The following is a 22,559-nucleotide window of genomic DNA, read 5'->3' as shown; positions in this document are numbered from 1 at the left end:
TTATACCCCTTTCCTGAGGCGTGGATCCAGAAAACTGTAAGAAACATCCACTGCCAAATTAACGATCATATAAATCAGGGCAATCCACAAGACATATCCCTGAATCAAGGGGTAGTCCATCGACGTAATGGCGTTGATGGCCAGGCTGCCCAGTGCCGGATAGGAAAAAATGACTTCAACAACCGCTGTGCCGCCAAGCAGTGAACCCAGGGACAGCCCCAGCAGCGTTAAGAGCGGCAGCATGGCATTGGGGATAACGTGCCGCCACAGCACAACTGTTTCCGATAATCCTCTAGCCAAAGCTCCATAGACATAGTCCTGACTCATTTCCTCCAATATAGCCGCGCGAACCTGACGCGCATATTTCCCTGCCATGGCAAAGGCCAGGGTAAAGGCTGGCAGAATCATCTTCTGCAAGCCCATGCCGGTGGAAACAACCGGCAGCAATTCCAGTTTAAGCGCCACAAAGTAAATGAGCAGCAGCCCCGCCCAGAAATTCGGCAAAGAAATGCCGGTGAAGGTAACCGCCCGGATAAAATAATCCAAAAACCGGTTTTGATGCAAGGCCGATAGCACTCCTGCCGGTACCGCCATCACCAGCATCATCACCAGGGACAAAAGCGCCAGCTGCAATGTGGGCAGAACCCGCACCGCCAGCATCTCGGACACCGGCTTGCCCTGAGAATAAGAAGTGCCAAAGTCTCCTTGCAGGCAGTTCATCAGCCAATGTCCATACTGCACCAGAAACGGGCGGTTCAGCCCCATTTGTTCCCGCATATCTTCCAGTATTTCTTCTGATGGAATATTGCCGGTAACGGCGAACATGGCCCGCACCGGATCTCCGGGCGCCAGATAAATGAGCAGAAAACTTAAAAAACTAATACCAAAAAGTACGATGACGATTTGAAAAAGCCGCTGCAACAATTGTCGCTTAAGAATACTCCATCACTCCTGTTCCTTCTGCAATCGGCGCCATCTGTCCAATAAAGCCCGATTGCACTTACGTAATAAATATAAAAGTCCTCCGCGTAAGCGGAAGACTTTGTCCACATATTGTCCCGTAAATAAAAATTCCTGACAATACGTCAGGAATTTCAATACGGCGCAGCCATATGCAAAAATCCCCTTCCCCATCGCTCGCGGGTTCCATGGATAGACAACAGCAGCTATCCATATTCGGTGATTGCTAAACAGGCAGTTCTTCTGGCTACGGTTCATCGCTTTGCCTCGCCTTCTCAGGATGTTGATCCTAATGGCATCATGGAGACAAAACTCACCGTTACAGCGGCGGGACCGCGCCGGACTCGAAGGATGCCAAGCATCCGTCTTCACCGGTCTTCCCTATTAAGCCCCGGAGGGCACCTGCTTCTACAATATACAATTGTAACCTATATTTACCGATTCACTGTATTGTCTATAAAAATAACATAAAAATACACTTTAGGCAATAACTTTATTTTTGCCTTACTTTCTCAAAAGCACTGTCCAAAATCAAGAATGGTTACTTATATTGGTTTGCTGCTAATTTTTGTTTGATACCTGATCTGTGGCTGTGATCTTGAAAATAACTGGTCTTAGCCCATCATTACAGCTGCAGATTGCCACTCCAGGCTTATCGATCCAATCACCATAATAAAAAATATCACTCCCATGTGCCAGGGCAAATACATATTGATACATGGCTTTCCAGGCTTCATCACATAGCCCTTCCGGTTTAGCGTAATCGCCATAATAGATATCGCCAACTTTATGCATTGGACATTTCCCCAGTCCCTTGCAGCCATAGGCTCTCGCTAATTCTTCATCAAATGTAGTTTTAATAACTTCAATTTTACACTTGTTCATGCATTCTGCTCCTTTACATTAAGTATAGCTATATCTTACAATGAAAAGGAAATAACTTGAAGTATGCACTTTTATGCCGCATACTGGTGAAAAGGTAAGTGATACTATGAGCATGAGAGAACAACGCCCAATCAACAGCTTGAAAGATACACCCTTTGGTTATACTTTATCAATGATCAGCGGCAAATGGAAAATGGTCATTTTGTATTGGCTGGCTGAAGCACAGCCAATTCGATATAATGAATTACAACGACTGATCGGTACAATTTCACATAAGACCCTGAGTGTACAACTGAAAGAATTAGAAAATGATGGCCTAATCACACGTGAAGAATATCCTCAGATTCCCCCAAAAGTTGAATACAGCTTATCTGAAAAGGGGCTATCACTTTATCCTTTGATGGAACTAATATGTCAATGGGGAGAAAAACATAAACCATAGATGATACTCTGCGGGTGCCTTTTGTTCTCCTCGAGATTTTTTCTGAGAAGCAAGTTAAGATTAAGATAAATCGAAAATGAGGAATACTATGAAAAGATATGCAAGTAAGCCCCAGAGGGACAGCGGCAAAATGCTATCGTAACTTGGGTGTTCGAGAAACCAAAATAACTTCTTACAGCCGCACACACTCACGCAGCCTTTTGGCAAACAAGCGGTTTACGGAATGTTATCCTTGATGCCGTCTTGCAAAATTTCCTCGTTTTGTGTACGCTTCATAGTAAGATGCCGACTCAGCACATTGCCCATATATTGCCTGGAACCTCTTTTCAAAGAAACGGCAGTTAGATTGCTCAGAAATGCGTGGATTTGGAATCGTTAATTCCTTCAATCATAATATTGAAATTACCTGTAAAGGGGACTCCAAAGGTAAAGTAGCCGCCATGTGTCCTCGGTTATAATTTGAAGCAGAAAGAGATAATAACCATGGACAATAAATCACAGAAGGGGATGAGTAGATGGTAAAGAATGCAATGACCGCGAAAGTTAATCTAGAAGAAATATTGAATGCTGCTACACATGGCGTGGGAACGATTTTTGCACTAATCGGACTTGGTGTGCTTACGGTATCAGTCTATAACAATGGAAGTATATGGCATTTACTAAGCGTTATCATCTATGGTACTTCTTTGGTGCTGTTGTACTTGTCATCAACACTTTATCACAGTTTTACTAATGAAAGAGCAAAATATATCCTGAAGATTTTTGATCATGCAGCTATTTATGTACTGATTGCCGGCAACTATACACCGTTCACTCTGATTCCGCTGCATGGCGCACTGGGGTGGACAATCTTTAGTGTAATATGGGTACTCGCGATAATTGGGATCATTTTTCAAATATTTTTTGTCAACCGATTCAAGGTTTTCTCAACCTTATGCTATTTATTAATGGGATGGTTTGCGGTAGTAATGATCAAGCCGTTGTTAGTTACGCTGCCGATTGAGGGTATATACTGGCTGGTAGGCGGCGGCCTTTTTTATTCTGTTGGTGCTATATTTTATTTAGTACACAAGATTCCATATAACCATGCTATCTGGCATTTATTTGTTCTTGCGGGCAGCATCGCCCATTTTGTTGCTGTTTTAAAATATGTTCTGCCTATTCCAGTGATGGGTTAGCCAGTCCTGGATGGTCAAGCAGCATGCCTTACTTCGTTCAGGGTATTGCCGCTAGCTGTTCCGCTGCTGCCGGGATTGCCTATAATCAGCAATGACATAAAAACCATAGTAAGGCAGACAATTTTTCGTCTGCCTTACTATGGTTTTTATGTCATTGAATAATTAAGAGTAGCAACTCCGAAGCAAAAAGAACGTCCCCACGCTTCACGCCCCTGTACTCTGTGTGAGCGGCTGCTCTTTTACAGCGACGGTTGCCAGCCTGCTGCCAATTTCATCGTGATAGGCTGTCGCAAAATCGACCGATACGCTTGTATGAAGCCGGAAATCTGCCGTGTCTGTATGGACATATATGTCCACACAATGCCTGGAGTCCTCATTTTCGCCTTTGTCATACACTACAAGCCACGCAGGATATGACAGGAGCAAGGAGTGCTCTTCGGACGGGGTTAAGGTGAACAGACGAAGGTCATGGCCTTCCCGGCTTTTTATCCTGTGTAATACGTTATCCCGGTTATTGCTGACAGGCGCCATTTTTTCCAGGGAAAAATACACCATTCCGTCCAACATATACTCATGGCCGGGAGTAATTACTTCCAGTCCCCGGGTATCAAAGCCCAGCCGCAAACCCTCACGGCATTCGGTTTCGCAGCTGCCGGCCGTACCCTGCCGGCAGGACAAGGGAGAAATAGCTTCCGCCGCAGTCGGACGGGACGCGCCTTCGGCGCCAGCCACAGCCGGTGCCGTCAGCAACAGCACCAGCAGCAGACTTTGCAATATTTTTTTCATCCCCACCCCTCCTCAGTCGGTTGCAGTTATAGCTTTATCCGTATTATTGAGGCATTTCCATTGCATGGCAGGTTAGACACGCTCATCCCGATAGACAAGCGCCGACAGGGACACGACGGCGTAAAGGCCAATCATAAGAGGCAATGTAAAGAAAATGTTCTCGCTCTCCGAATCCAGGGAGGTAACAGCCACTCCCAGGTAAGCCAGCGCCACTAAGCCGGCTGCGGCTGCCGACAGAAACAGCAGCCATGACGGTGTCATTGCCCGGATAGTTGGCTGCCGCAGCAACAGCAGGCTCATCGCGGCCGACGCTGCACAGGTTACAGCAGCCACTGTGTGGGGAATAACACTCATCAACCAGGCGTCCTGCTCCTGAAAGTCACCGGCTGCCGCCAGCAAGCTGGCAATAAAGGCCAGGGTGCCGCCGGCCGCGATTTTAGCGGCAAGAGCGGCTTTTTCTTCCCAGGCAGGCCGCAAAGCAAAACGGAAATACAACAGGACCAGGGGCAAAAACAGAATCGCAGTGATCACGGCCGCCGCTGTCAGCGAGGTATCTTCCAGCCGGTAGCCGGTGACATCCAATTGTTCACCCGGCAGTACGGTTTCCAGCAAGTCCATGGACAAAAGGGTCAGATCTCCCGGCCGCGCCCGTGTATGCAGCGTAGCTGCCACCATATTTCCCAGTATCCCCGCACCGGCCGCACCAACCAGTCCGGGCACAGTCAAACCGGCCAGGGGCCGGGGGAAGGATTGCAGATTCGTGTCATGCATTATCAATTAACCTCCTTGCTCTCTATCTGGCGGGAAATACGGCATAGCCCGGTTGTACGCCGGCACGTTCATGTTATAGACCGCTATTAATCGGTTACCGGCTGCAATATCGCCTTGTCCGGTATGTACCGTTCGCCGTCCGCCTGCACTCTGAAAACCTGCCACAGCAGAGTGCCGTCATCGCTAAAAATCAGGTTTGCCCACCCTTCGGCATTGCTGTATCCGCTTTGCCAGCGCACAATGTACTCGTTCGGGTTATCTTCGCTGGCACCCTCAATCGAAATATCGTCCCAGGAATCGTCAATACGGTTCCCATTTCTCGCCCATCCCATATGCTGACCCCACACCTTGCTGCCCTCACGCCAGAGGGTCATAGAAAATCCGCTGCCTTGCTGCTCGTTGGAATACGACCATTTGCTGACAGATGGCTCAGCGAATACCGCTGCGGCTTGCAAAACAAGCAGCAGCCCAATAAGTATTATTCCACATAGTTTTTTGCTTTTCACTGATATGCACGCTCCTTATTCGTCCCTGCAAAACGGTTGACGCATCATTCCCGGCTAAAAGAAGCGAAAGGACGTAAAGTTTCCGGGAAGCTTTACCGGCAATCAGGGTCTCCAGTAAACGACACCGTCGGTTTCCACATACCACCGGTCAAGGGACACCTGCCGGCGGTTACTGCCCGGCGGGCATTTTTCCCCATCATAATATTTGAAGGATTCTTTAATCACTGTCCGCTTTATGGGGTCAAGGCCGCTGCCGCCCCAGGACGCTTCCCGGGTGTAAGCATGGATATAGACGGAATTTTTCTTGGTCGAACCGGAAAAGTTCAAGTTTCTTGTACTGTTGGGATCAACTCTGTACCAGCCTCTTGTTACCCATTTGTTGGACGAATCCTCAAAATATACAATAGCCGTCCATAAGGTATCCGAGTAAGGATTTCTAAGGTTGATATTGACGGCTTCCGCCGGCTGCGGAACCATAACCGCCGCTAACAGAATAAATGCACCGAAGAGTATACTAAGCACGCTTTTTTTCATTACCTTTCACCTCATCATTTAATTGTTTATTTGGGTATGTCCGCCCTGCCAAAGAAGCATCAGTCAAAATTCATCGCCACATCATCTTTTTTGCCAGCCTCGGCTTCAAAAAACGCCTGAGGTGTCCGGTGCTGCAGCCCGGCGATAATACTGGCGGGAAACACGGCAATGGCCTGGTTGTAAGCCGACACGTTCATGTTGTAGACCCGGCGGGCTGCCTGCAGATGGTCTTCGACGGCGGCGATAGCGTCCTGAAGATTTATATAGTTTTCACTGGCTTTGAGTTCAGGATAAGCTTCGGCAAGGATATTGACCCGGCGGAAAATCTCGTCCATCTGCTGACTGGCTGCGGCTTTTTCGGTGACAGACATGCTTTGCCGCAGCCGGACCACGGCAGTCAGGGCTTCGGTCTCATATTTTGCATAGTTTTTGCAGACTGCCAGCAGCTTGGTCAGCGTGTCATAACGCTGAGTCAGCGCAACCTCGATACCGGAATCGGCTTCTTCGATTTTGACCAGTATCCGCCTGAAATTATTGGATGTGTTAATGGACCAGTAAACGGCAAAAAGGACGGCTGCTCCCGCAGCAAGGATAATTTCCATGTATTCACACCTCGGTTTCTTTTTGTCCGGTCAAAGCTTGCCCCGGCAAGGTTTTCTGCCGCTGCAGAATGCGGGAAAGGCGGCAAGCCTGCTGGTACGATATATCGGGCTACTCTTTTTCCAGCTGCAGTGTAACGCTGCGCAGGTTGATGAAATACACTGTACCGGAATGAGCATTACTCTCATCGGGCTCGATGGACAGCTGCCAGGTTCCGGCCTCCAGAGAAGCACCGCCGATTTCGTGGGTTTGATAAACCGACCAGTCCCCGTTATCTTTGCCGGTGGGGCGCACCGTAAAGTTCAGTTCATAGGAGTCATGCTGATTATGCTCCAGCAGGACGGTGCCTTTGGCCTTACCGGCCTGGCCCGGACGGGAGTATTCTATACTGACTTTGTACATGCCTGTCTCCGGAACTTCCACTTTCCACATGGGATGGCCGCCCTGCCAGCCGCCCAGATTATAGGGTGGTTTGTCAGGCTCCACCACAATATCGCTGGCAAAACCCAAATGGGCTTTTTCCGGCAGCAGCTTAACCTCCACTTTCTTGCCGCCGCAGCCGGTCAGCGCCAGCATGAATAACAGGCCTGCGGCCAGCAGGCATATCATACTTTTTTTCATCTTGTGTCCTCTTTTCTCTTTATTGACTTATTGTGTTATATTCCGCCTGTCAGCAGCAAGGTCGCCGCCAGATACAGGCTCATCAGCAGGGCAAGCAGCAGGCCGCAGCCTCCCAGCAGCCGGTTCAGCCAGGGCGCCAGCCATCGGCTCCCGTCCCGGAGAAAAAACAGGCTTGCCGCAACGCCCACTCCCAGTAAAAGGGCCGCCGCATAAGCTGTCATTCCCTTCACCCCCTCATTTTGCAGCAATAAACAGCCGCTGTTTGATGTTAAAATTATACAAAGCATTTTTTTACACCAACAGTACCCGCCGGGTAATTTTGCCCGATAAAAATTTTATTTCTTTGCTTTACTGTCTTTTAAGCGCTCCTGCAGCTGCACCCGCGACTTAATGGCAAGCTTTTCAAAAACCATTTTCAGTCTTGCCTTGACGGTATTTTCGGAAATCACCAGATTGCCGGCAATTTCCCGGTTGGATAAACCGGCGGCAGCCAGAACGGCAACCTCATTTTCCCTGGCTGTCAAATCCGGCTTATGGGCGGCAAAATGCGTCCGCAGAATTTTTTTGATACCCTGTTCGTGCTTTTTACGCAAAGAGAATATCTGCTTCACATGGCCGGCATACTGTTCTTCAGCGGCAAGTTGTTTTAAAAGGTCCATGATATAGCTGCCATTCTCGGCAAAAGGCAAATATACCCTGTCGGGAAGGGCAATGGCCAATGCGGCTTTAAGGCTGGCGATCGCCTCCTCTTTTGCAGTCAGCTTATGGTGCGCGGCGGCCAGATAGATCCGGGTGTAAATCTCGCTGAGCAGGTTCGGATATACGGCGGCGGCCGTTAAAAACACCTCAGCCATTCCCTGCAGTTTCCGGTACTCGCCGTTTGCCAGCAAGTAGCGTCCCTGCACGATATAGAGTGCAGGCAAAGCCGGAAACATCAGCCGGGTACCGGTATAATTACCGCCGGCAATCCACCCGGCGGTCCTGCCAGGCAGGTTAAGCAGCAAATACATATAGGATTCGCACATATCAAGTGTGTGTAATAAAAGATATTGTTTGTTAGTCTCGATCAAATCCCGCGTCTGCCTTTGCAGGGAAACCGCTTCCGGGTAGCTGCCGTGCAGCAGGGCCAGCCGCATTTGAACAAAGGCGGCTGCCAGCATTATGCTCCACTGACCTTGCCCCCGTGCGTAATGCTGACCTTTATGAATAACCGCCTCCGCCTTTTCTATGGCGCCGACGTATAAAGCGGCTTCCGCTTCCATAACGAACTCCGCACCGCTGCCATGTCCGTCGGCCAGCCGGCAATAATAAGGCAGGCATTCTTTCAGGTCGTTCACCTGGGCCGCCAGCCGGCCGCTTTCACGGTAAAACATCAGCAGCACCGACGGTGAGCCGAAGGTCCAGTTGCCTTTGTTTTCTTCACCGGTTACCGGTTTATCCATATAATACAGAGCGTTGCGGTGATGTTTGGACATTTCCCGGATGTTATTGTATTTTGTCAGGCTTAAGAGACGCTCATATTCCATCCACAGGGCGTTTTTTTGTTCCCGGGTCCCGCCAAAAGCATCAATTTGTCCTTCAAATACGGCGCAGGCTGCCTTCAGCCTGACGCTTTCGTTATAAGAAATCATAAAACGGATAAAAACCAGCATGGCGGCAAGATTTTGGATTTTCAGCTCCTGCGGGCAGTCGTCAAAATATCTGATTATTTTTTGCCTGTGTTCTCCGGTAACGGCTGCCCCTTTAACCGTGCTGAGGGCCATGAGAATTAAACGGAAATTGCCGGCGTTTTCAAAGCAGGTCATAGCCTGGGCGCATTCCTGCTGTTTGAGATGCCAGTGTCCCGCCCGCTCCCATAGCGCGTTTCTGCATTCCTGGCTTTGCCGGGCAAACGTCGACCGAACATGGGAAAGAAACAAATTATGAAAGCAATAGCGTCCTGTCGCCGCATCCCTGGCAATAAAAGCGTTTTTGCGGAAAAGCTCCTCAACCGGACCGGCGGCATTTTCTTCCGGGTACATATACTGCGCCTGCTCCATAGTGAAGGAGTCGAACAGGCAAATACAGTGTAAAAACTTCTTCAGACCGGCGTCCAGCGGCTGGTATACCATGCTGTGCACCAGTGCCGCAACATTGTCTGAGATGAAAAATCTGCCGTGCTCGACATATTGGCGCATAGACAGATACAGCGGCGTGATCCAGCCCTCACTGTACGCAAACAGGCTCGCCTGCTGTTCCTTGGTAATTACGATACCGCATAGTGCATAATATTTGGCAATATCGCCGGACTGCAGCAGAAAGCATTCTGTACCAATATAGTTTACGGCACCCTTTAGCTGCAGGCCGGCTATCACCTTGGGCAAAAATACGGTGCGGCTCGTAATAACGATATGAAGCTTTGGCGGCAGGTTGGCCAGCAAAAACCAAAAGAAATTATCCAGGCTGTCAGAGGCGACAAAATGATAGTCGTCAATAACCAGCACTGTCGCTTGGGTGAGTCTGACGCCGCCAATGAGCTCCACCGCTTTTTGCACCAGCACGGCATCTGTCGGTAAACCCAGTTTTTGCAGGCTGTCGGCCAGTTCCGGCCCGAGAGGCGCCAACGCCTTGCAAAAGCTGTTCCAAAAATAAGCCACGCCGTCGGCATAGACTGTGTGCCAAAGAATGCTGGCATTTGTATTTTGCAAAACAAAGCGCACTGCCGTCGTTTTCCCGTAACCCATAGGCGCTTCCAGGACTGTCAGCGCATAGTCGGGTATGGAGTTCAGCCGGGCTTGCAGTTTTTCGGTAAAATACAGTACGCCTGTGTCATACATGTCTGCAATGGGCAAGTGATTCACTCCTTCACACCAAAGGCTTTGCTTCTGTCCCTGTTCAATCCTCTGTCCGGGAATGGATCCGCATATCGCGGGCAATGACCATGCATTCCGGCTGATTGTCCAGGTGATGCCGGTACAGCCTGCTGCCCAGCCGCTGCAGTAAAAAAAGAAATTCCGGCGTCACAGGGTTCCGGGAGGAAAAAAGCTGCGCGGCGGCTTGACTGTGGCAGGGCTCGTTCAGAATATACAGGGAATCCTCCTCCGCCAGGAGAATCCGCGCGCCAAGCTGGGCAGAACCGAATTGACCGGCATATACGCCGCGATAGACGATGGTCTGCAGTTCCCGTTCGGCGAACAGGAGTTTAAGCAGCAGCGTCCCCCCGGCTTCATCCGGCCAAATCTCCCGGAGGATGGCGTTGCCGTATAAGAAACGACCGCCCGTATGTCTGTGAAAACTTTTCCCGGTCAAAAAGCTCCCTCCTTTCCCGCTTTTTATACCACTATACATCGGAGTGAGGTGGCTGCAATAGCCCCGAAAAGTATCCTTTTTCGTCTGAAAAAATAAAAACGCGCGAATTCTCCGCTTGCCTGCGGAAAACCCGGGCGTTTTATTTCCAGACTGCTACTCAGCGTTTGCCTGCTAATGCGCCGGCGCCTGCTGATAAGCAAGCGGCGGGCTCATCTGATCCATGTCATAGGGGTCGAACAGGCATTGGCTGTTCAAGGAAATCAGCTCATTCAGGGCTGGAGTATAAGCAAAAAAGCGTTTCCACGGTTCTCCTGCAGAATTCTCCAGCACTACTGTCAATAGCAGCTGCGTTATGGGCCCTGACGGCCCCTGGATAATCAAAAAGCCTGTCGCCTTAACCTCTCCCACCGACAGGGAGGGAACCTCCGGCACATACAACGTCTTCACCTGACGCGTCAGCCTGCGCTCATTCAGGTTTAGTTCACTCAATACCTCCTTCAGGTTCATAAACCGGTTATCCTGCTTGTCAAAATTATAGCTCCACATATCGCCGTCAGTCCCGTATGCGGGATAGACAGCCGCTGTCGTCACGATTTGCAGATAACGCTCACTGGTGAAGGGATAGGATCTGATCTCGATCCATTCTCCGTCCCGGCTGTTTGCCATGAAATCATAATAGAGCTGCTGAATGCCGCTCCTGACTGTAAGATTGAGCGACTCTGCTTCCGGATTTTTGCAGCCGAACCCGGCAAGCGCCGGTTGGCCGCCATCATAATGTATCGCCAAAATTTCGGCAATATTATCCCCGATATACTCTTGCGTCATGACGCCGATGACAGTGTTTTCATTATTGATGACGCCGCTGCCCGCATTCTGCTGCCGCGCACCCGCGGCGCCGCAAGCCGTTGCCGTCAATAGCAGCACCACTGCCGAGACCAACAGGCTGCACAATAAATTTCTCATGTTCAGACTCCTCCTCCTCCTCCTCCGCAGGAATTTCAGCTTCTCCGTCAAATCAGGACTGCCGCCGCGCAAGGACACTCCCGGTTTCGTATACACATCAGGTGCCGCGGCTGCCCTGTTTCTCCAGCAGCCGCATCCGTTCCAGCGCCTTTTCCAGCTGAGCTTCCGGCGTATCGGCAGCAGGCACCCCGGTCTTTTCGGCCGCTTCCTCCTCACGCTGCTTTTTCAACCGCAGCGCACCCATGGCAGCACCCGCGCCGGCCATAGCGCCCAAACCGCCGGCGCCGGCCATGTCCGCGCTGCCGGTGCCTGGTCCGGCAGCAGCGGAATTAACCGCCGGCGCAGCAGCCGGTTCCGGCGCGGCGGTATAGTTGACGGTGGTGGCATTAATCGTCACTCCGGCCGTCGGCGGTACGGCAGCCGCGCCGCCGACAGAGGCTACAACCACCGGGTTTTTATAAAAATCCCGGTTATGCGCCTTCAGATTGTCTACTTTCTTCACCTGGCGGGTTTCAGCCGCTGTGTAGCTTCCCACGCTTTTGGCGAGAATCTGCCCTGCCGTGCTCAATACCGCCCGTGACTCCCCGAGCTGTGCACTAAGTTTTTGCAGATTGCTCCGCACGGCGGCCAGCGTCTCCGTCTGCCCCAGCCTGCCCTGAATCTGGCTAACCTGCTGCGCATAGCCGTCCAGCAGCTTGGCGACAGCCTTCAGTTCCTCAGCCTCTTTGCTTAAAACCTTATATGACACCTTATACTTCGCCATAAGACCGCTCCTTTTCCCCGGGCTTTATCGCATAGTGTTGTTCGGCAGCTTCGGCAGCTTAGAGGCTTCCTGCTGCACCGCTTTTTCATTGCGCTCATAGGCATCGGCGGAATCGTACAGCGCGTGAACCAACCGCTCCACCGTAGCCAGGCTTTCGGCGCATTTGTCCAGGATTCTCTGGAAACCGGCATTAAAGCTGATGGCTGCTTCCCCGGTCCAAACCCCCTTTAATGTACCCACCTGGCTGTTGGAAGCATGGAGAGTATTTCTCAGGGCGGTGTGAACCTTGCCGATATCATCGGCGATTTGACGCAGCTTTGCCGGATCGGCCTGGATATCGTTAGTCATTATTTCCGCCCTCCCATTTTGGCTTTAATGGCTTCGGCGGCCGCCATATCGGCCTTGCCGTAGGTATTGGCAATGGTGGTGAGCGAAGCGGAGCAGCTCATGATGGCTTCCGCCAGCTGCAAAAAATTCTGCGTGTTCTGGAGATACGCATTCTGATAAGCTTTTGCCCCTTCGCCTTTCCATACTTGCCCCAGATTGGCTATGCTTTCGTCCAGTTTTTTGAGTTGATTGTTGATGGTGGCATAATTTTTGTCAAGCTCGGCTGCCACACTTCTCATTTTTTGGATATCAACCATGCTTTGCGCCATGTGGTTTCACACTCCTTGCTTACACTCGTTGCGCAGACTGCCTGGCGGCTGCGTCTGCCGCCTGTATCTTTTTAGCGGCTGTACGCAGGAAATCCGCCGTATCACGCAGATATTTCGCCTTTTTACCCAAATCCTCCTGAACACCCCGGATATAGGCAAGGTATACCTTGGCTGCCTGTCCCGACCACGCCGCGTCCACATTCTCATATACCGCGTCCAGCTTCCTGACGCCTTGGTTTTGCAGGTCGGACGCCAGCTCTTCCAGCAGTTTTGCCTGATTCAGGGTTTGATTGTAATCAAATTGAATGGCCAATTTCGCTCACCTCACCGAAACGGTTTGTCAAAGGTTAATGATTTTCCGGTTTCCTGAATATTTTTTTCTGTCTGGTCGTAGATACCGGCAATTTCCCGGAGGGTTGCCGAATAGCCCGACAAAGCCCCTAACAAATCGGCGGCGCTTTTTTGCACCTGCTCCACCGTGTTTTTGATATTGTCGGAGACATCGCCCTGCCAGCTTCCCCGCAGGCTGTTCATGGACCTGTTCCAGTCCTGGCAGAGACGGCCGAGTTCTTTGGCCGCACTGTCTACAGTATCGGCAGTGGCGGCAAAGAGCTTGGTATCAATTTTGCTTTCATTTCCCGTTGCCATTGGTCTGCCCCCTTTATCTCAATGAGGAAACCTCGCTGAGTATTTCGCTTTCCGTTTTGTCAAAATCGGCAGCCGTCTCCCTGAGCTGCAGGCTGATCTCCCGGAACTGCTCCAGCATTTCCTGCATGGCCTCCTCATCCCGCCGGTAGCGGCTCATAAATTCGGCCTTAACACCGGAAACCCAGCCTTTATCCAGGGCGGCGACAGCCTCCCGCACTTTGGCCGTCTGATTGGCAATGGCCGCCACAATTTCATCAAGCTGCTGTACGGCGCTGCCGATTTGCTCTGAGTCAATATTGCTCATATTGGCCACAGCACCTGCCTCCTTTATAACAAAATGACGGTATCGCCGCTGCTCACGCCGACCTCGCTTAAGATCTCATGGTCCTGCAAAAGTCCCTCCAACCGGCTGGAACAAAAGAGCACCTCGGCCGCGTCAGCGAAAATGTCCCGGTTTTCCACAGCGGAAATCTGGGCGATAAACTGCTTTTTCACCTTGCCCACCGACATGCCGTTATCGGCGGTGAACTCATAGGTTTTGGCATTGCCGGGAACCTGCACTTCCAGATAAATTTTACTCACTCAGAGCCTACCTCCTTTACCAGCGGCGTGATAATTCTGACAGCCGTTCCGGCCGGGCCGGCGGCATATCCGCTTCCCGCGGGAAGCTGACGCACATTGTCGGCGGCGGACAAAGAAAATTGCAGGATGCTTTGCTGATCAAACAGGCCGCCGAGATGCACGCCCCGGCGATAGCCCGCATAGGTACGCATGGCGGTATAACGCGCCATGTCGGCGTAATCGTCAGGCGTAACGGCCGCAAAGAATTGGATCTTGTGCCCAAAGCCTTTTTCCAGCGCAATTTCAAAAAAACCGCTCATTTCCATATCGGGACTGTACACCGCGGTGATGAACGCCGTCATGTTATCGATAATGAACACTATGCGCTCATGGTCCGCTAAGGCCGCGGCGATATCGCCGCCCGCGTCCCTGGTATCGGCAACAATGCCGTTGCGTTCGCTGAAGGCAGGCACAATCACCGACTCCATCAGCGCGAACAGTTCCGCGTCGCTGCAGACAATCTGTTCAAAACCGGCCAGGCTGCCGAGCCCGCTGTCCCCGTCGTCGAACAGAAAGAGACGCGCGCCTTTATCCCCGGCCTGTTTTGCGACAGCGGCCAGCAGATTGGTTTTGCCGGAAGCGCCGGAGCCGCCCACCGTATAGCAGAATTCCTCATCCAGATTCACGGTGACAAGGCTGCTGTCTTCGGTGCCGAGGCCGATTGCCAGCCGGTTACCGGGCAGCGCCTTAACGTCGGCCCGGTTTAACAGCGCGGCCAGGCTGAGACTGTCAGGCCGGTCGCCGATTTTTTTGACCCCCTCGCCGGTGGCGGGTTTCATGGCCGCAAATTTCCGGCGCAAAGTCTGCGCCTGGGAGAGTCCCTCATCCTCGCGCACGCAGAGCGCCACCTGGAATTCCACCGGCAACGGCGCCTTGATCAGGCCGCGGCCGGGGGTACGTCCCTCCGGCAGAATCTCGGTGCGGTCGCCGATGACAGCCTCGTACTCAAACCGGTCAGGCATTTGCAGTGCGATGCCGGCGACGAAGTTTTGCCTGATACGGCTTCTGAGTTCGCCGGCGTTGTTCATGGTCAGCACCAGATAGATGCCGTAGCTGGCCGCCTCCCGGGAAAGCTGGGCCAGAGTGTCTTCGTATTGTTCATAGCTTTCAGTAAATGCCACATAGTTGTCGATCAGCAGCAGAATGGCCGGGCAGTCATCATGCTGCGCCACATATTCGCGGAAGGAGCCGATCCCCTGTCCGGAGAATTCGCTTTTGCGCCGGGACAGCGTCTTTTGCAGCAGTTCAAAGGTTTCGGCAATTTTTTCGTCATCTCCCTCAAACATCACGCCGCCCACATGCGGCAGGCTGCCGAACACCGCCATGGTGCGGCTGGAGAAGTCTGCCACATATATATTGATTTCCCGGGGGGAATAACGGGTTATGGCACTGTACATAAGTGTTTGCAGCAGCGTCGTCTTGCCGGAACCGCCTGCGCCGCAAATTAAAAGATGGCCGTCGGTCATGAAATCCACCGCGCACGGGTACTGGTTCTGGCCCTCAGGGTTATCAACAAGGCCGATTGGCAGCAGCACGGAAAAGCCTTCCGGCCGGGCAATCGCGTCCAGTTCCTCCAGATATACGGTTTTCGGCAGCGGCGGCATCCAGATTTGCTTGATAGCGGGAATACCATTTTCCGCCGCAATTTGGGCCGCATGCTTCACCACGGCGTCCAGTTGGGTAACCTTTTGAATGTTATCGGATTTTTTTTGTTTTTTCTGCTTGGGTACGCCGCTTTTACCGATAAGGTTAATCAGTTCCACTTTGGCGTTTTTGTCGTCGGCGAATGGCACCTGCGGCTCATAGGCCGCACCCGACCAGCCGGACTGGAATTCCTCGAAGATTTCGTCGTTGCCTACCTGGAAATAGCCGCGGCCGGTGCCGGTGATAAAGGCGGCGTCAGGACGTTTGAGCATCTCGTTGGAGTCCTGCTTGTCAGCCACGCGCAGGCACAGGCGAAAGCGGGTATTGGACCAGATCTCGTCATCCACCACACCGCTGGGCTTCTGGGTGGCAAGAATCAGGTTGACACCCAGGGAACGGCCGACACGGGCAGCGGAAACCAGCGCCCGCACAAATTCCGGCTGTTCCTTTTTGAGCTCGGCGAACTCGTCTGCAATAATTAACAGATGCGGCATGGGCTCGGCTGCTGCGCCGGAGCGGTACAGCTCGATGTAGGCGTCAATATGCTTGACTTTGTATTCGTTGAAAATGCGCTGGCGGGACTTGATCTCCGCATTGATGGAAAGCAGCGCGCGGTTGGTGGCGTTGCCGCCGAGATTGGTAATGACACCGGAAAGATGGGGCAGCCCCAAAAAGCTCTGGGCCATGCCGCCGCCCTTGTAGTCAATCAGAATGAACGCCACCTCATGCGGATGGTAGTTGACCACCAGGGAAAGTATATAGCTTTGCAGCGTCTCGGATTTACCGGAGCCGGTGGTGCCGGCCACCAGCCCGTGCGGGCCGTGGTATTTCTCATGAATATCCAGATAAAGCGGCTGATTGCCGGATTTGTAGCCGATCATTGAGCGCATGCTCTCATAGGTGCGGTTCTCCAGCCACTTGTGCAGCATGTCCAGTTCCTCCACCCCGGCCGTTTTATACATATCCAGAAAAGACAACACATCGGGAATGGCGGTGGACACGTTAAGCTCCCGCACCTGATAGCCTGAAAGACGGCGGGCAAACTCTTCGGTCAGTTCCAGGGGCATGCTGTCATAGACAATGTTTTCCCGCTGGGGAAACAAACCGGTTGTGGAGTAAAAGCCGCGGTTTTCCGGATCGTCCTGCACAATGGCGGTGCAGCCGCTGGGCAGCTTGTCGATGGCGTCCACCAGATAGATAACCGACAGGCCCAGTTCCGGCTGAGGGTTCATCAGGTATTTGGCAATAGGTTCATCCTCCACCAGCGACCAGTCGGCCACCATCACCACATAATGCGGCAGCACCTTGGTGCCGTCTTCCTCACCGGACTCCCGTTCCAGACGCTCCCGGATGACGGTGGAGAGATAGTACATTACGTCGCCCACGGTATTTTTGTCATTGGCAATCAGGCGCAGCTTGCCGTCAGGTGTCCAGACATGGGGCAGCCAGCGGGTGTAATGCCAGTTGTCGGCTTCCCGCATGGGATAGACATAGCACAGGCGCACATCGGTGTAGGGATGTAGTCCGGCAACCTGCGTACTGATCAGGTTGCCCAGCGCCAAAGCCCGCTCCCGGTCCCGGCTGACAACCCCCACCATCCGGTTTTGGTAAGCGGAAAGCTCTACAGGCACGCCTTTCAGCGTGGACATGGCCTGCCGGATCTCCTCCACCTTGTCATTGAGAGGATCGTGCGCCATCATCATCTGTTCCTTGGGCACCACAATCCGGTTGGGGGAAGGAATATCACCCAATCCGAAACGGATTGCCAGGAAATCCTCATGGTTGCTGCTCTTCTCCCACAGGCGGGGACTGCCTTCCAGCGCAAAGGCGGCTACATCCCCGGCAGACGGGAACATCCTGAGCAGAGCCGCGCGGTTGTATTCAATTTTTTGCAGGATTTGCTGGGCCATCTTGGCAATATAGGCACTGTAGCTATGCACACGGGTGGCTTCGGTTTCCAGTTCCTCTTTGTTTTGGTGGCGGATATTGAGCATGGCCCACATGCCGCCAATCAGCGCCGCGCCGACAGACATCACCAGACCGCCTGTGGCGGAAGCCCCGCTGCCGCTCATCATCATTACGCCGGCAATCATCGGGACCATCATGGTGAGCGACGGACCGATAACAAAAATAACCGGCTGCTTTTTCTGCTGGTTTTTCGGCGGGCATTTCTCGATGGTAAATGTCTCGTCGTCCAGTTTTTCCAGCTTGCGGGGCGTGCGCAGAAAATAGGCCTCGCCGCTTTCCGGCGAGTGTTCCTCCGCCTCCTGTCCGGCAGCCTCGATGCGGATAAGCTTGAGCTTGCGCTCATTAACAGTGCAGGCCTGCTTCGGGTTGTTGACGGCCAGCACATTGCCCAGATAAACAAGTTTGAGGCCAATAATATAAATAATGTCGCCGTATTTGAGGCTATGCTCCCCGGTAAGCATGCGGCCGTTGACAAAGGTGCCGTTGACGCTTCCCAGATCTCTTACCACCGCTTTGCCGTCCGCAAAAACAATCTCCGCGTGGTTGGGCGAGCAAAACCGGTTGCTGTAAATAATAAGGTTGCCCTCTCCGCTGCCAATCCCGGCCTTAAGCGCTACGGCGGGATCATGGAAATACTTGCCGAACCGGGTGTTGCCGTCGTCCACTTCCTCCACGGTGACGGAAAATACCGCTTCACTGCCGCCGAGTTCGCAGTTGAGGAGCAAACCGGGCACCAGCACTACGGTTTGAACTGGCTGTTCATTATGGATAATAGTGAACTGGCGGCTGCCGCTCAGCTGCCAGGTATCGTCCCACACCGCCAGCGGCAGGGTAATGTCCTCCTGCCAGCCGCTGATATGGGGCCGGATATCCACCGGCACCGTTTTATTGTTTACCAGGGGCAGATAAATTTCCTGAAAGCCGTTGGAAAATACAACTGTCAGTAACAGGTGCATGCCGGATTCCCCTTCCTGACCGGATTATTTTACAGTAGTCTTTTCATCCCAGATTCTTTCCACGATCGGCAGGTATTTTACCGCCAGGTCTTCTCTGCATTCAAAGGCGTACTCATACAAATAGGACTGCTTTTGCGATTTTTTGTGCCAGACTCCTGTCCACCAATACAAATACATCGCCTCGCCTTTGTCATTTTTATAAGTAGCGGCGGTCAAATACCGCCAGACATTGGCGCTGGGACTCTGATCCTTCTGACTCAGGATGACAGGTTCGGACACTGTGTTAAGATAAGCCGCGACTTTCGCCTTGTTATTGGCCTCCAGCGTCGGGATGGCTATATCCTTGGTCGCCAGGTACTTCGCCGTGGGCGTGTTGGCTAAGGAAATAATCAGTTGCCCGTGAAGGGGATCCCCGGCGCCCAAAACCAGCTCGTTTTTCGTGGCTGACTGGACGGTAAAGATGCTGGACGGATAATGGAAAACCCGGCCGAAGTCGCTTACCGTCGTTTGGGCGTCAAAGGGCGCATTTGTATTTACGGTGACGCTCCCGGCAACGGCAGGCTTGCCCTGGTCCGCTTCATTGTCTTTGTTGCTGCCCCCGCCGCCCCAGGTCAGAAACACGACAAGCAGCAGCAAGGCAACCGCGCCGCCGATGATCTTCAGCAGCTTGGGATTGCCGGTTATTTTTCCCATGGAGTCCGGCCCGATATTGGGTCTGGGAATACTGATTTTCGGCACCTGCGGCAGACCTGTGCCTTTGCTGTCTTGCTCGGCCGGCGGCGCCCCTAAAATAGCGTCAGGGTTGGCGGCGGCTTCCGCCTTTTTGGCGCGCGCCTCCACGGCAACCCTTTTGGCCTCCTCTTCCGCCTGGCGTTTGCGTTCGGCCACCTCGGCCTCCAAACGGCGCACCTCCTCTTCGGCGGCTTTACGCTTGGCTTCCTCCTCAGCGGCTTTGCGCTGCACCTCCTGCTCGGCAAGCTGTTTCTTACGGGCGCTCACAAACAGAGCCGACGTGTCATCACCGGACGCCGCACCCGGATTTTTGTTTTCCTCATTACTCATTACCGTATTCCTCCTTAGTGCCTGTGCCGCTGCCGGCAAGGCAAAGCTGTCTATGAATGAAAATCACAGGTTACCGGAAAATCCTCTATACAAATTATACCGGGGCTTTTTCGACAATTTCAGTACCCAATGGGTAATTTTCACGAAAAAACACTGCTATCCATTCTGAAAAAATAAACGCGGCTGAGACACTTTTATCAGCCGGCCGCGCTGCTATGCTTCCAGCGCATATAGCCGCCTCTTACCTCGTAGCTGTCAACAGGCCAGATGATGTCCGCATTTCTGATTCTGAACCGGTGATTGGCTTCGCCATAAGGCTCAAGCATTTTTTCAAAGTCCCGGAAGGTTCCCTTTACCGTGCCGGTATAGCCCGAATCGTCAGTAATGGTGGCCGTAAGGTTAAATTCATAGACATAGTTGATATACCGGCCTGTGTTGTTGCGGAAATACCCGTCAATGATCAGTATATTTTCGGGCGTGTTATCCTCAGTCACTTCATAGTACAAATTAGTGGTATGCCACTCAACCGGGGCGGCCTCCGCCTGAACCGGCAGCAGGCACACCAGGCCGAATAGCACCGCGGCGCAAACCAGCAGCCAGCTGTTGCTTTTTTTCATTGTCCGTCCTCCTCATCTTTTTTGCTAACATGCGGTTGGGTTTTCAGATATATGGTATCGACGAAGTCAAGCATCGCCTTAATGTCGCCGGTCACGCGCCGGCGCTGTTCGGAAAGCGTGGCATCGCCGCCGGCGGCTTCAAACGCATCGCCGCAGTTCAGCGCCACATAGAGCTTATCCTCGCGGAAAGAAAGATACAGCGGACAGCCCAGTTTGTCTGAGGCCAGCAAAATGCTTTCCAGAACAGGCGGGGTCAGGATGCGCAAGGCCGCCGTCGGACTGGGGGCGCTGACGTAAAACCGCCGGTTGAAGGCGTCCAGTTCGGTTTGAATCGCCTCGGTGCTCTTCATCCTGCCGCCGTGCCGGTCATAGACAGTAACCGGTTCATTGGAGATGGCGTCATAGTCAAAGATCACCAGCCGTCCGCGAAACACGCTGACATATACTGTCCGTGTCTGTAATTCGCCGTCGTCATCCCGGTAAGTCTCCTCCCGCTCCTCCTGCAAATGAATATCCGATTGAATAAAGTGACGCCCATGGTAGTCTGCCGCCAAATAATCGTTGCCATAGTAAATGTCATAGTGAGGAAACAGTGCCGCCGCTTTGACCAGGGCTTCATCCAGCTTTGCTTCCGGCTGAAAATCCAGATTGTCCAGAACCGATTCCAGCTCTCCGGTCACAATCAGTTCTTTAAACATACGCTTGTAGCGCAGCTTGACAGATGTCTTCGCCAGCCAAAAGCCGAGGAGCACAAGTCCTGCCAGAAGCATGAAGCCGTAGAAGCCCGCCTCGCCGAAATCGCCGTATAAGTCCTCCAGGAAGACAAAGCCCAGGCTAAACAGGATAATCGCCGTAATTGGAAAGAGCAGGTCCAGGGCCTGCGATTTCAGCCGCAGCTTTTCCAGTTCCAGCAGTTGCGGGGAACCGGTGGCGATGGTTTCCCGGAAGCTTTGCCGCTGTTTTACGCTGCTTAGCATCCCGCCGACGAGTAGGCCGATCAGCGAGGCGACCCCCAGCATGATTGCCAGAATCGGGCCAAACGCTACAATAAAGAGGATAAGCGCGAAAATCAGGCCGATGATGCCGTCTTCCATTACCATAGAGGCAAAATTGCCCCAAAAGGCTGTGGCAATGATCAGAGCAACAGCGGCAAAAGCCATCCGCAGCCACTTGACCCAGGAGTGCGGGCTATTAAAGCCTAATATTTTTTTGATCCAATTCATATGGTTCCTCCATCCTCCCGCTAGACCGGCAGCACGGTAATCAGATAACCGCCCAACACCAGGCTCAACAGGTTGGCAATCAAAACGAAAGCCACGCGGCGAAGGCGGCGGTGCTCTTTGATCAGCACCAGCGCACCTGCGGTTTCCGCAACAAACACCCAGAATTCCATAATAATAAGCTTGAACATCAGATAAACAGCCAGTGGCAAGCCTCCGTTAAGAGCGATGTTCAGCAGCCCCTGTGTCAGCAGATTCATCGCCAGGAAAACGCGCCAGCTTCTCTTTTCGCGGAAGCCGAACAGGTAGAAAACCAGGCCTTCGATAACCAGCGTAAATATTACCCGCAGGCCCACCAGCAGGATTGACCGGGAAAGCAGTTTTCCCCCGGCTATGGTTTGCGCGGCAAAATCCAGTGTGATGACTCCAGGGTAGCTGTTCAGATACTGCACTCCCACTGTTTGCTCATACCTGACGCCGTTTCCCGAAACCTGCAGCGTAAATTCGCCGCTTGTGCCAATATCCCGGTGGTAAAACACATAATAGGTTTCCCACGCGACCCGGCTTTTGGACACTTCCGCCAAGCCTGCCGCCGTAACGAGAGAGACTTCAGCATCCGCCGGCGCGTTGGTCATAATGACCACCAGCGCGGGCGGTTCCGCCGCATTGGTACAGGCAATCGCCGGCACCAGGCAAATAACCGCCAATACAAGTACCAGCACTCTGTATCGGTTTTGTTTCAATGACTGTCCCTCCATGTAAACCGCATTCATTTCCCACCTTACGCCCTAACTATACACCTGAAGGCGATAACCAAAATAGACCCGAAAAGTATCCTATTTTTGCAGGAAAATAAAAAAACGCCCCTGG

General features: G+C 52.5%; 26 protein-coding genes and 1 riboswitch. Of the genes, 2 read left to right on the top strand and 24 right to left on the bottom strand.

Annotated elements, in window-relative coordinates; translation table 11 throughout:
- Positions 1-939 (bottom strand): nickel ABC transporter permease, encoded by a 939-nt coding sequence (gene nikB / locus SPSPH_RS01495; protein WP_075752551.1) that lies wholly within the window; start codon positions 937-939, stop codon positions 1-3.
- 237 nt (positions 940-1,176) lie between these two features.
- A riboswitch (cobalamin riboswitch) is annotated at positions 1,177-1,381 on the bottom strand.
- 140 nt (positions 1,382-1,521) lie between these two features.
- Entirely contained in the window at positions 1,522-1,845 is a 324-nt protein-coding gene (locus SPSPH_RS01490; RefSeq protein WP_075752549.1) for a TIGR04076 family protein, read from the bottom strand.
- 106 nt (positions 1,846-1,951) lie between these two features.
- Here SPSPH_RS01490 and SPSPH_RS01485 point away from each other — a divergent pair, with 106 nt between their 5' ends.
- Entirely contained in the window at positions 1,952-2,287 is a 336-nt protein-coding gene (locus SPSPH_RS01485) for a winged helix-turn-helix transcriptional regulator (protein WP_075752547.1), read from the top strand.
- A gap of 515 nt (positions 2,288-2,802) precedes the next feature.
- On the top strand, positions 2,803-3,465 hold the full coding sequence (gene trhA / locus SPSPH_RS01480) for a PAQR family membrane homeostasis protein TrhA (RefSeq protein ID WP_083945347.1): 663 nt from the start codon (positions 2,803-2,805) through the stop codon (positions 3,463-3,465).
- A 204-nt stretch (positions 3,466-3,669) separates the two neighbouring features.
- Here the strand turns inward: trhA and SPSPH_RS01475 are convergent, their stop codons facing one another.
- From SPSPH_RS01475 to SPSPH_RS01370, 22 genes are all read right to left on the bottom strand, one after another.
- Entirely contained in the window at positions 3,670-4,251 is a 582-nt protein-coding gene (locus SPSPH_RS01475; RefSeq protein ID WP_075752545.1) for a hypothetical protein, read from the bottom strand.
- Positions 4,252-4,323: 72 nt separating this feature from the next.
- On the bottom strand, positions 4,324-5,022 hold the full coding sequence (locus SPSPH_RS01470; RefSeq protein ID WP_075752543.1) for a hypothetical protein: 699 nt from the start codon (positions 5,020-5,022) through the stop codon (positions 4,324-4,326).
- Positions 5,023-5,108: 86 nt separating this feature from the next.
- Complete coding sequence (locus SPSPH_RS01465) at positions 5,109-5,528, bottom strand: hypothetical protein (RefSeq protein WP_075752541.1); 420 nt, start codon at positions 5,526-5,528, stop codon at positions 5,109-5,111.
- 102 nt (positions 5,529-5,630) lie between these two features.
- Positions 5,631-6,062, bottom strand: a complete 432-nt coding sequence (locus SPSPH_RS01460; protein WP_075752539.1) for a DUF1036 domain-containing protein — start codon at positions 6,060-6,062, stop codon at positions 5,631-5,633.
- A gap of 59 nt (positions 6,063-6,121) precedes the next feature.
- Positions 6,122-6,664 carry a LemA family protein gene (locus SPSPH_RS01455; protein WP_075752537.1) on the bottom strand — a complete coding sequence of 181 codons (543 nt, stop codon included), beginning with the start codon at positions 6,662-6,664 and terminating at the stop codon, positions 6,122-6,124.
- Positions 6,665-6,773: 109 nt separating this feature from the next.
- The gene (locus SPSPH_RS01450) at positions 6,774-7,283 is read right to left on the bottom strand and encodes a hypothetical protein (RefSeq protein ID WP_075752535.1); all 510 of its coding nucleotides are present in this window, start codon (positions 7,281-7,283) and stop codon (positions 6,774-6,776) included.
- 35 nt (positions 7,284-7,318) lie between these two features.
- The gene (locus SPSPH_RS01445) at positions 7,319-7,504 is read right to left on the bottom strand and encodes a hypothetical protein (protein ID WP_075752533.1); all 186 of its coding nucleotides are present in this window, start codon (positions 7,502-7,504) and stop codon (positions 7,319-7,321) included.
- Between the two features lie 114 nt (positions 7,505-7,618).
- On the bottom strand, positions 7,619-10,114 hold the full coding sequence (locus SPSPH_RS01440) for a LuxR C-terminal-related transcriptional regulator (RefSeq protein ID WP_075752531.1): 2,496 nt from the start codon (positions 10,112-10,114) through the stop codon (positions 7,619-7,621).
- A gap of 43 nt (positions 10,115-10,157) precedes the next feature.
- Positions 10,158-10,571 (bottom strand): hypothetical protein, encoded by a 414-nt coding sequence (locus tag SPSPH_RS01435; RefSeq protein WP_075752529.1) that lies wholly within the window; start codon positions 10,569-10,571, stop codon positions 10,158-10,160.
- A 171-nt stretch (positions 10,572-10,742) separates the two neighbouring features.
- Positions 10,743-11,534, bottom strand: a complete 792-nt coding sequence (locus tag SPSPH_RS01430) for a hypothetical protein (RefSeq protein ID WP_075752527.1) — start codon at positions 11,532-11,534, stop codon at positions 10,743-10,745.
- 97 nt (positions 11,535-11,631) lie between these two features.
- Positions 11,632-12,297: a hypothetical protein gene (locus tag SPSPH_RS01425; RefSeq protein WP_075752526.1), complete on the bottom strand. Its 666-nt coding sequence runs from the start codon at positions 12,295-12,297 to the stop codon at positions 11,632-11,634.
- Positions 12,298-12,321: 24 nt separating this feature from the next.
- Complete coding sequence (locus SPSPH_RS01420) at positions 12,322-12,645, bottom strand: WXG100 family type VII secretion target (RefSeq protein ID WP_075752525.1); 324 nt, start codon at positions 12,643-12,645, stop codon at positions 12,322-12,324.
- Positions 12,645-12,953, bottom strand: a complete 309-nt coding sequence (locus tag SPSPH_RS01415; RefSeq protein WP_075752524.1) for a WXG100 family type VII secretion target — start codon at positions 12,951-12,953, stop codon at positions 12,645-12,647. Before SPSPH_RS01415 ends, SPSPH_RS01420 begins: the two co-directional genes overlap by 1 nt.
- A 19-nt stretch (positions 12,954-12,972) precedes the next feature.
- Entirely contained in the window at positions 12,973-13,266 is a 294-nt protein-coding gene (locus tag SPSPH_RS01410) for a WXG100 family type VII secretion target (protein WP_075752522.1), read from the bottom strand.
- Positions 13,267-13,277: 11 nt separating this feature from the next.
- Positions 13,278-13,601, bottom strand: a complete 324-nt coding sequence (locus SPSPH_RS01405; RefSeq protein ID WP_075752520.1) for a WXG100 family type VII secretion target — start codon at positions 13,599-13,601, stop codon at positions 13,278-13,280.
- 13 nt (positions 13,602-13,614) lie between these two features.
- Entirely contained in the window at positions 13,615-13,905 is a 291-nt protein-coding gene (locus SPSPH_RS01400; protein ID WP_233138819.1) for a WXG100 family type VII secretion target, read from the bottom strand.
- A gap of 23 nt (positions 13,906-13,928) precedes the next feature.
- Positions 13,929-14,183 carry a hypothetical protein gene (locus SPSPH_RS01395; RefSeq protein ID WP_075752516.1) on the bottom strand — a complete coding sequence of 85 codons (255 nt, stop codon included), beginning with the start codon at positions 14,181-14,183 and terminating at the stop codon, positions 13,929-13,931.
- Positions 14,180-18,790 (bottom strand): type VII secretion protein EssC, encoded by a 4,611-nt coding sequence (gene essC / locus SPSPH_RS01390; RefSeq protein WP_075752514.1) that lies wholly within the window; start codon positions 18,788-18,790, stop codon positions 14,180-14,182. Before essC ends, SPSPH_RS01395 begins: the two co-directional genes overlap by 4 nt.
- A gap of 24 nt (positions 18,791-18,814) precedes the next feature.
- Positions 18,815-19,852 (bottom strand): hypothetical protein, encoded by a 1,038-nt coding sequence (locus tag SPSPH_RS01385; protein ID WP_075752512.1) that lies wholly within the window; start codon positions 19,850-19,852, stop codon positions 18,815-18,817.
- A 197-nt stretch (positions 19,853-20,049) separates the two neighbouring features.
- Positions 20,050-20,469, bottom strand: a complete 420-nt coding sequence (locus SPSPH_RS01380; protein WP_075752510.1) for a hypothetical protein — start codon at positions 20,467-20,469, stop codon at positions 20,050-20,052.
- Positions 20,466-21,692, bottom strand: coding sequence for a DUF3137 domain-containing protein (locus tag SPSPH_RS01375; RefSeq protein WP_075752508.1), 1,227 nt, complete (start codon positions 21,690-21,692; stop codon positions 20,466-20,468). Before SPSPH_RS01375 ends, SPSPH_RS01380 begins: the two co-directional genes overlap by 4 nt.
- 20 nt (positions 21,693-21,712) lie before the next feature.
- Positions 21,713-22,432, bottom strand: coding sequence for a hypothetical protein (locus SPSPH_RS01370; protein WP_083945346.1), 720 nt, complete (start codon positions 22,430-22,432; stop codon positions 21,713-21,715).
- Positions 22,433-22,559 lie beyond the last annotated feature (127 nt).

The sequence above is a fragment of the Sporomusa sphaeroides DSM 2875 genome (genome assembly GCF_001941975.2).
GTDB classification, from domain to species: Bacteria; Bacillota; Negativicutes; order Sporomusales; family Sporomusaceae; genus Sporomusa; species Sporomusa sphaeroides.
The sequence above is the reverse complement of the archived record's forward strand: the minus strand, read 5'-3'. Positions and strand labels throughout refer to the sequence as shown.